The organism is Persicitalea sp., assembly GCF_041751555.1.
Taxonomy (GTDB): Bacteria; Bacteroidota; Bacteroidia; order Cytophagales; family Spirosomataceae; genus Persicitalea.
Window position 1 is genome coordinate 1 of the sequence record NZ_JBGSXF010000762.1, and the last position, 9,800, is coordinate 9,800.

Here is a 9,800-nt window from a genome sequence, read left to right on the forward strand (position 1 = left end):
GGGCGGACGATGTGCACCATTTTCCAGTGCGCTACCCACTTGCCGCTCGCGCCTTCGCGCTGCTCGCGTTCGGCTCCGGCCACCGCTTTTTTCATGCTCGCGGCCACGCCCTCCGCCGAGCCGACGGGGATGTTGGGCTCCATGCCGCCCTGCCAGAGGGCAAAGTTGCCGTGGAGGTCGGGCGTATTCACCGCGCAACGCACCCGGTTTTCGTAGTTACGCATGTAGCCGTAGGTCATGGTGATGGCCTCAATGTCGGGGTTGATAAAGCTTTCGTCCCAGGCCAGGGCGTCGGACACGCTATTGATGTAGTCCCAGCGGCCAGTGTTGTAGCCCACGAAGTGCTTGCCCAGCGCCGCCCGGATTTCCATCAGTTGGTGGGTGGCTTCCAGTTGTTCTACCAGCACGTACACTTTGATGGTACCTACGGGCAGGCTCAGATGCGTTTCCAGCGCCGACAACAGATCATTCCACAGCGCCGCCTCACTGGCGGTCTGGATTTTTGGCAGGTACAGCACCACGGAAGCCCCTTTCTTTTGGAGTTCCTGGTAGTTATTGACCACGTACAGCGTAGCATCCACGATGGAGGCCGCCATGGCCACGCCGTCGGCGTCGCGGATGTGTCGGTCGTCGAGGTGCAGGCCCCGCGCCCGGAAGATGATGGTGGTGAAGTCCAGTTGCTTCTGCCAGTCTTCCACGATGTTTTTACCAAAGAATCCCTGCGCCCAGTTATTCATTTCATCCGCCACCTTCTCGGCGGCTTGCAGGAACACAGGATCTTTTTTGATGGCCAATTTGAGATTTCGCTGATTGTCCAGCGACATACTGGCGATTTGTCCCAGGGCATCTTCGCCATCGAACATCCAGCCATCGGCCCCCGACAGCAGGGCGTAGGCCACGTTGCGGATGCTGCTTTCCAGCGGGGCACTGGGCTTGGCGGCGGGGCCGGTACCCTGTATCCACTGCCGCTGCAAATCGACCGGAACCACCGACCCCTCAAACTTCCCCTCCCGGGCGTCCTGTACCTTGATGTTGGTCCGAGGTATGGTGCTTTCCGGGTCCAGAAAAGTGATTCGTTGCTTTTGTTCGGCCCGGTTGGCCCGGCGCGTTAGCCGAGCGGTCATGGCTTGTTTGATGTCTTTGTTGAAGGGCGCCAGAGCCGTGAGGGCGGCCAGCGCATCGGGGGTGTATATATCGCTGTATTCCTGTTGGAGGTTTCCGTGTATGAGCATGGGCTGGTTATTATTAGGTCAACGGTTAAAGGGTTGAAGTTTAAGGGTTTAGAGGTGAAAGGTCAAGGGATAGCGTTCAACAATTGTTAACAGAAGGATAGGAAAAAAAGGCCATTTGACCCTTAACCTTTCACCCTTCACCCAAAGACTATTTCAAAATAAATACCACCATCGACAGCGGGCCGTGGGCACCAAGGACTAGGGCTTGTTCGATATCGGCGGTTTTGGAGGGGCCGCCGATGAATCCGCCGAAGCCATAGGTACCTTCACCGATGAGATCGTAGGCTTCGTGCAGGGTGGGCACGATGGTGCCAGCCTTCACCACCACGGCCAGGTGCTGGCAGATGTAGGGGATGATGCGCTGGCCCATGATCTCGTCCGACAGCCATACGGCTCCGTTTTCGGCCACCGCAAAATGTCCTTGGATGATCGCCAATTCGATGTCTTCGTACGTATGCGGGGCCACGTTCGGATCGATCGATTCAAAGTTTCCGGCAAGTTGCTGCAGTGTAGTGGCGATACGCTTTTCGGGATCGTATTGCTCATGTATGATGGCTTGGATGGCCGAAAAATCGTCCACCAGAAAAACTGTCCCGCCGATGCTTTCAAAAACGGCTTTGTATTTTTGAACTACCTCCTGCTTTTCGCCCCGAAATCGTGAAATGTCCGGTAAAGGCAGCGACGACGGCTGGTTTTGTAATACTTCCCCTAATATTTTTTCGCGGGTACTCATAGCCTTATTCTGGTTTGTTCTGTTCGTTTTTGAGGTACCAGTCGCTGAAAGACTCCTTAGGTCCGTCCGGCATATCGCGCTGTTTGTACCAGGGATTGAGCTTATTGTTCACGACTAAAGGGACGTTGTGCATAAACCACCGTCCTGCCCTTCCCGCAGTAGCAAGCTTGTCGGGCGAGGACAGCGTCCAGGCCATCGCCTTCATGCCGAGGGCTTTGGTATTCGTAGCGTGGCCCTCCTTCACGATTTCCTGCCGCCATTTGTAAAGCTGCTCGTGGATGTTGATTTTGACGGGACAGACGTTGGAACACGACCCGCAGAGCGTGGACGCAAAGGGTAGGTCCGCGTGTTTTTTCATATCCAGATTCGGAGCCAGAATCGCGCCAATCGGCCCGGAGATAGTATTGTGGTAGCTCAGTCCGCCGCTTTTGCGATAGACAGGGCAGGTGTTCATGCAAGCCCCGCACTTGATGCATTTCAGGGAGTTCTGAAAATCCTTCCGACCCAATTGCCGAGTGCGGCCCGCATTCACCAAGATCAGGTGCATCTCCTGCCCTTCCCGTGGTTTCTTGAAATGGCTCGAATAAATGGTGATGGGCTGTCCGGTGGCGCTTCGGGCCAGTAATCGCAGAAAAACACCGAGGTGTTTTTTCTGCGGGATGATCTTTTCCAGACCCATTGAGGCAATCTGCACTTCGGACAGATGCGCGCCCATGTCGGCGTTGCCCTCGTTGGTACATACCACGTATTCGCCCGTTTCGGCCACGGCAAAGTTTACGCCCGTCAGCGCGGCGCGGCGGGTCATGAACACATTGCGCAAGTGCTTGCGGGCGACTCGGGTCAACTGCGTAGGGTCTGACAGGCCTTTTTCGGTACCCAGGTGTTCGTGAAAGAGTTCGCCGATTTCTTCCTTTCGTTTATGGATGCACGGCAGCACGATGTGGCTGGGCGGCTCGTTGTCGATCTGCTGAATGTACTCGCCCAGATCGGAATTGATCACGCCAATGCCCCGCTCCGCCAGGTACTCATTCAGGCCGCACTCCTCGGTCAGCATCGACTTACTTTTCACCATCTGATCGATTTCCTTCGCTTTTAGAATGGCGTACACAATTTCGTTGTGCTCCTGGGGCGTGTCGGCCCAATGCACCACGATGCCGTTTTTTTTCAGATTGGCCTCAAACTGAATCAGGTAGTCGTGCAGATTGGAAATGACGTTGCTTTTGATTTGCGACGCGGCCTCGCGCAGGTCTTCCCACTCGGGAATGGCTTTGGAAGCTATGTCGCGTTTGGCCCGGATGTACCAGAGCGCACCATCGTGCCAATCCACCCGCTCTTCGTCCTGGATGAATGCCTCGGCCAGGGCCGCGTGATCTTTTGTTTTAGGTCGGCTCATACTGAAGCGTTTAATATTTCTGAAATGTGAATGACCTTGACCGCGCTGTTTTTTCGGTGGAGGATGCCTTCCAGGTGCATCAGACAGGAGAGGTCGGACGAGGTAATGTATTCCGCGCCATTGCGGGTATGGTCCGCTACCCGGTCTTTTCCCATTTTCACCGACACTGCTTCTTCCGACACGCAGAAAACGCCGCCAAATCCGCAGCAGTCGTCGCAGCGATCGAGAGGTACCTGTTCCAGCCCTCTCACCATTGCCAGCAATTGCTGGGGTTTGGAGAAATCGGGTGCATTAAGTTCGCTCATTTGGGCCAGGCGAAGTCCGCGCAAGCCGTGGCAACTGTGGTGAAATCCTACCTTGTGGGGAAATACCGCGTCGAGCGATTCGATTTTCAGCACATCGGTCAGAAACTCGACCAGTTCGTACACCTTGCCCCGAATTTTGGTGGCTTTAGCTTCCTGGCTGTCAGAATGTAAGTGGTCTTTGAGGTGAAGAATACAACTGGCCGACGGCCCGACGATGTAGTCGAACGAAGCAAAGTTTTCGATGAAGGTGTTGTTGCAATCCTGGGCCAGATGCTCAAAACCCGAATTGGCCATCGGTTGCCCGCAGCAAATTTGCTGGGTAGGGTAATTTACGCTAACGCCCATTTTTCGCAGCAATTCCAGCGTCGCTCGCGCGGCATTGGGATAAAACTGGTTGACGTAGCACGGTATAAAAAGTCCGACGTTCATTGTAAGGATTAGGTTGTTTTTTCTTGTATTCGAAATAAAAAAACAGACTTTATTACCGACTTTTTGGTGAGGTATATTCCATAAACCGATATACTTCCTGCCGTACCACGTCAAAGGTTTGGTCCATTTGCTTGCGGAGTTGTTTGTAGGCCGGAGCTGCCAGAATGGGTTTGTCCGATTCGGCCAGCACCGGATCGGCGAGGGCACCCAGACTGGTAACGTACTGGGCCATGCTGAATTCGTACCCCTTCTCACTACCGTTGGGAATCACCAGCGACGAGAAATCCCAGCCCGTCAGGTTTTTCTGTTTAACGCGTTCTTCGGCTAGTTTCTTTACCTGCTCCACCAGCCCTTCATAGTCCGCGCCCGGCGTTCGGCGTTTCAGGCGATCTACCACCATCAGTTGCGTATTGTCAGGGGCAAAGTTGGGGGAGAAAGTACCGTCGGTTATTTCCCAGATTTCGATTTTAACAACGGGTGCCGTCATCCGATCCCGATTTTGCAGGTCGGCCATTTTCGCCTGTACACTATCGCCGTAGATGCGGGCCAACGCTTCGGGTGAGGCTCCTTTTATGGCCATTTCCGGCGAAACGATCCGCGTCACGTAGTCATATTCCGTCTGGTTTAGATTAGACGTAAACTGCTTCACGGTCATGTACCATCCTATCATTTTTCCCTCATCCACAGCGGCCTGATTGATCATTTTCCACTCGCGCTCTACGGGCACCGCATCCTGTATGGTCAGCCCAGGACTGAGTTTGTGGTAAATCAGGTACATGTATGCTTTCTGTCCAGGTTGCAGCTGAGCAATGGCCAACGAACTGTTGGCAAGCAGAAAAATGAACAGCAGGAGTAAGCTGGTTTTGGGTAAAGAATGACGCATCATAAGGTTTCGAGTTAATGGGGCAACTGATTCTGCTGATTTGATCCGGTATAAAAGTCCTACGTTCATGTAGGGGGGTAGGTCAATGTCAGGCTGAGCGGACAGGGCCGCCTGACAAATTTGCTGAAACTAACATTCGTTCATTTCAAAACATTCGGAATTACTTTCTTTCGATTAATGACTTTGATTGAAGCCACGAAGGCCACCAGAACGGTAGCCAAAACCATCAAATACACATAGCCCTCCGTGAAATCAGTTACTGCCGCTGCGGTACCCGCCACGATCATCTGATAATGCGGGATAATCCAGGTGAATACATAGGCCTGGGCCAGGACGATACAGCAGATGAAAATGAGCATGTAAAAGCTGTGCTTCACCGTAAACCTGAAAAGCTCCGATTCTTTGCCGACCAGATTACCCGCAGCGGCGGCCACGGCGATGGACTGCGGCGAAATCATTTTCCCAATGACTCCTCCCGAGACGTTGGCCGAAACGGTGATGACCGGATCGACGCCAATGGAGGTGGCGGTGGAAGCTTGCAACTTGCCAAACAAAGCGTTGGCCGATGTATCGGAACCCGTAATAAATACCCCCAACCAGCCCAACATCGGGGCGAAGAAGGGAAAAAGTACCCCCGTGTTGGCCAGGGCGCCGGCCATCGTGAGGCTAATGCCCGAATCGTTTACAATATAGGCAAAACCCAGGACGGCGGAAATGGTGATGATGGGGAAGGTAAGCTGGCGGAGCGTCTGAATGAAAAGTTTCCCGGCCTCGCCATACTTCATTCCCACCAGCGGTACGGAAATAAGGGCCGCCAGCAAAATGGCCGTGCCGGAGGCGGACAGGTAGTTGAATTTGAAAATATGGGCCAACGCTTTGCCACTGCTATCTACAATGACATTGTGCAGACCAGGAAACTCAAACTGTACCTGTCCGACCGCGTTGAAAACTTCTTTGATCGGTTTCATACCCCAGGCAATGATGACGATGGTCAATAAAATAAAGGGCGACCACGCCCGGATGATCTGACCCGTCGTATAGCTTATATCGGTATCGATCGTCGGGGCGGGTTCGTTCGGAAAACGCCAGGTACTTTTGGGCTTCCAGAATTTGAATAAAATAATCAAGCTCACAATAGAACCGATGCCGGCAATGACGTCGGGCAGCGCCGGGCCCAGCGTATTCGACGAAAACCACTGCAGGAAGGCAAAGGAAACACCCGCTACGACAATGGCGGGTAGCACTTCCCTGGTTTTCCTGAATCCAGCCATGATGACAATCAGATAGAAAGGCAGAAAAACGGATAAAATCGGGAGCGTCCGCCCGACCATTTGGGAAATGGCCATTTCGGGAATGGCCGTCACTTGGGAGGCCACCGTAATGGGAATACCAATCGAGCCGAAGGCCACCGGGGCAGTGTTGGCAATCAGGCAGAGGCCCGCCGCGTACAGTGGATTGAAGCCCAAACCCACCAGCAGGGCCGCCGTAATGGCTACGGGAGCCCCGAAGCCCGCCATGCCTTCCAGAAAGGATCCAAACGAGAAAGCAATCAGCAGAGCTTGCAGCCGACGGTCGGAGGTAAGGGAGGCCATGTAATGCTTAATGACTTCGAACTGACCGCTTTTGACCGTGATGTTGAACAGAAAAACGGCGGTAATGATGATCCAGCAGATCGGAAACAAGCCGTACAATGCCCCGTTGGCGGTGGATAGCAGGGCTAGCTTGACGGGCATTCCGTAAGCCGAAACGGCAATCAAGATAGCCAGGGCAGTAGCGATCAGACTGGCCAGGTACCCTTTCATTTTCTGAATGATCAAGGCCCAGAAAATGAAAAGAATCGGGACGACCGCCAGCAGGGCAGACAGGGCAATGTTATCAAAAGGGTCGGTTATCTGTTGCCAGTTCATACAATTTTTCTTCGCATTTAGGTGAAGAAGTTGTTTGGGTTATATTTTAAGTAGGGGATGGTGGGACGATTAAAGCACGAGTGGCAATCAAGTCTAAGTAGGCTGCTTTTGGTACAAAAAGAATATCTTCAAATAGATTTACCTGTTGACTTTCAATTCCTCATTTATTCTGAGGGAGAAACGAGGCTCTTCCATTTTCTTCAAAGGGCACAACTATCTTCCGCGTCTTATCTTCTAAGGTCACTTCCACCTCCACTCCCTCATCATTTTCAGCCATTATTCTGGCTTTTACCGCGGGCGTCTTGCCTTCGGATGGAAACAGCAGCCACACGAAAGTCTGATCGTCGGTAATGTCAGTACTATAAATCGTGGCGGTGTTGGGAGAATACACGTTGTACTCCGGGCTGTACCAGCCCTGTATTTCCGGCTGCTCTTGCCCTTTGACAAAACGAATGGCCATTTTCTGATTACCCACAGGCATCACCGCCAGGTTTCCTTTGGGGTTATCAGTTTTGATCGAATTACCATCCTGAACTACCGCACAGTCGGGATGCCAGTGCCAGAGGGTTTCGATTTTTCGGGGGCGATCGGTGCGGATGCGATCTACAACTACCCAGAATTCTCCGCGCACATACATCAGTGCGCGGCTATGGCTGGCTTTGCCTTCCACGTTTCTGAAGTCGGCAAACTGATTGGTAGCGTAGTCGAACTCGGGAGTGATTTTTATATGGGAATCGTCCAACGGCGCATCGGCAAGTCTGGGGCCGGGATTTTGTCCGTTGCCATCGACCAAAATCAAGTTGTGACCCGCACTACCTTTGGCGTAAGGCCGGAACTTTTCGGCTACCTCTCCCGTGTAGGCAAACCGCCCCGCATCCACAAGCAGGTCACGCCCGTAGGCCGAGATCGAAATATGCAGCTTGTCGTTGTGCTGGTGGCCGCTTCCCCAGGGACCTATGTCAAAAAACGACCATTGCGACTGAGCATCGTAGCCATTGCGGGAAATCAACTGACCCGCCCACGGGAAAAAGTACGACGGCCCCTGCATTGGTTTCTTGCCAATTTTTCCGTCGGAAGCCAGGTAGGCCCACTCGGGTTTGTTATATTTTTCGGCTGCCCTTGAAAGCAATTCCCGGTCACTACCCCGATCGCCGTCGTTGTTCAGGATACGGTAGCCGTCGGGACGTACCGCTCGGGCGATGTAATCGTACATATTCACGATGGTTTGGTTGAAGAAGTCGGGGAGGGGGCGGTTGGCGCGGTCGCAGATGTCTTTGAATAGTTCGAAATTGGCCAAAGCCACATTGTGATAATGCGACGTGAGTTCGGTCTGGATGCCGTCGGGATACACCTGTCCCTTCATGCTTTCGGTCATGGTGGCGATGGCGTAGGTGAGCCATTCGTCGGCCTTTTTGTATTCAGGAAAGTTGGTGGCGGCGGTGGCCAAAGCTGAGATTTCCATCGTCAACCAGTTGTTGCCGCTATGAAAGTTACGGTTGTAGTGAGCGTGATCGGACATACTGCTCAGAATCAGCAGTTGCGTGGCCGGAGACAGGTAGGGACTGTCGATAAGTCCGTAAAAAACGCGTGACCAGGTCTTGACCCTGGCGGCTACTTCCAGCCCCCGCCAAATTGAATCGCTGCCTTTCACGGCGGGGTAAGGCATACTGGCGATGATGAAATCCCGCAGGAAATCGTCGATGAATTGGACGTACTTTGGGTTTCCGGTTTCCATGTAGGCGTCAAAAGCCGCATTCATCTGGGGATGGCGATTCGAGAGCCATGCCCATTCCCGGTCGTTATTTGGCCCTTTGTAGTGCCAGTCCCGGTGTCCATCGGCCAGCATGGGTAGTTCTCCGCGGACGTTTTGCACGATGAACACGTATTTTAAAGTCGTGTCCACTTCGGCTACGTTTTTATCGGAGGCAGACGGCAGAGGTTTTCGCAAAAAAGAAGCGGTATTCCCGTTTTTGTAATACGCCAGCAATGCCTTGCAGGCTGCCACTAAATCGCCGTTGGTTCGGGCTTCTTTCACCTTCTCCATGCCCGGCGTAGCCAGATCGAACTGATCCAGCATCGCTTCCATCGTTTCCGGCATGTAGGTACAGATGTCCTCGACGGTGCGGAGTTCCTGCCACTTTTTTTGCGCCAATACAGGCGGAGAAACAAGGATCAGAAACAATAATAAAGTCAGAAGTTTGGAAAGAGTAGCAGGCATCATGGGAAAAGGGGCTTGTAATTTTATTACAAAAAAGAATTCATAGGTCGCAGGTATCGCGTAGCAAAGTACCGGGCAGCTATTTTTCTGACTTACTTTCAATCAGTGCCACGATCTCCTTGTGCCCCTTGGATTTGGCAAAATCCAGCGCTGACTTACCATCATTGGAAATAATACTCAAATCCGCGTCTGCCTGTAAAAGTACCTTAACGACTTCGATATTATTCTGCCAAATGGCATCGTGCAGGGCAGTGTATCCATTGTAAGGCCCCTGCCTGTCGATGTCGATTCCGTATTCGATAAGTACTTTGGCCGCTTCGGTTCGTCCGGCGTAGGCGGCGGCGTGTAAAGCGGTGGCTTTCATGGATGGGTCGAGGGCGTGTACATCGGCACCCGCTTCCAGCAACTGCCTTACGATTTGGTGGTGCCCTTTGTAAGCGGCCATGACTAGTGGAGCATCCTGGTGTGAGTCCAGTTCATTCACATCGACCCCGTCTTGAATTAGTTGTTGGACGAGGGAGGCGTCGTTTTTATTTATGGCATTCATTATTGCAGTCATGACGAATTTCTGATTTTTGTTAAGAAAAGGATAGACATTGTATATCAAGCTGGCTAATTTGCAAAAATAAATCCAGACTTATGAAAATCGCCATCCTCACGCTTGGTTCGCGCGGCGACGTGCAACCCTACGCCGTCCTGG

The 9,800-nt window shown here is 52.8% G+C and carries 7 protein-coding genes and 1 pseudogene; all 8 read right to left on the reverse strand.

Annotated elements, in window-relative coordinates:
* Positions 1-1,232, reverse strand: a pseudogene (locus ACEW8P_RS26595) (malate synthase); the annotation flags it as partial.
* A gap of 148 nt (positions 1,233-1,380) precedes the next feature.
* The gene (locus ACEW8P_RS26600) at positions 1,381-1,965 is read right to left on the reverse strand and encodes a lactate utilization protein C (RefSeq protein WP_373516091.1); all 585 of its coding nucleotides are present in this window, start codon (positions 1,963-1,965) and stop codon (positions 1,381-1,383) included.
* A 4-nt stretch (positions 1,966-1,969) separates the two neighbouring features.
* On the reverse strand, positions 1,970-3,358 hold the full coding sequence (locus ACEW8P_RS26605; RefSeq protein ID WP_373516092.1) for a lactate utilization protein B: 1,389 nt from the start codon (positions 3,356-3,358) through the stop codon (positions 1,970-1,972).
* Entirely contained in the window at positions 3,355-4,092 is a 738-nt protein-coding gene (locus ACEW8P_RS26610; RefSeq protein WP_373516093.1) for a (Fe-S)-binding protein, read from the reverse strand. Before ACEW8P_RS26610 ends, ACEW8P_RS26605 begins: the two co-directional genes overlap by 4 nt.
* 52 nt (positions 4,093-4,144) lie before the next feature.
* A complete protein-coding gene (locus ACEW8P_RS26615; RefSeq protein WP_373516097.1) occupies positions 4,145-4,975 on the reverse strand; it encodes a hypothetical protein in 831 nt (276 codons plus the stop codon).
* A 140-nt stretch (positions 4,976-5,115) separates the two neighbouring features.
* A complete protein-coding gene (locus tag ACEW8P_RS26620; RefSeq protein ID WP_373516094.1) occupies positions 5,116-6,882 on the reverse strand; it encodes an L-lactate permease in 1,767 nt (588 codons plus the stop codon).
* Between the two features lie 160 nt (positions 6,883-7,042).
* Positions 7,043-9,064, reverse strand: a complete 2,022-nt coding sequence (locus tag ACEW8P_RS26625) for an alginate lyase family protein (protein WP_373516095.1) — start codon at positions 9,062-9,064, stop codon at positions 7,043-7,045.
* Positions 9,065-9,179: 115 nt separating this feature from the next.
* Entirely contained in the window at positions 9,180-9,707 is a 528-nt protein-coding gene (locus ACEW8P_RS26630) for an ankyrin repeat domain-containing protein (protein WP_373516096.1), read from the reverse strand.
* Positions 9,708-9,800 lie beyond the last annotated feature (93 nt).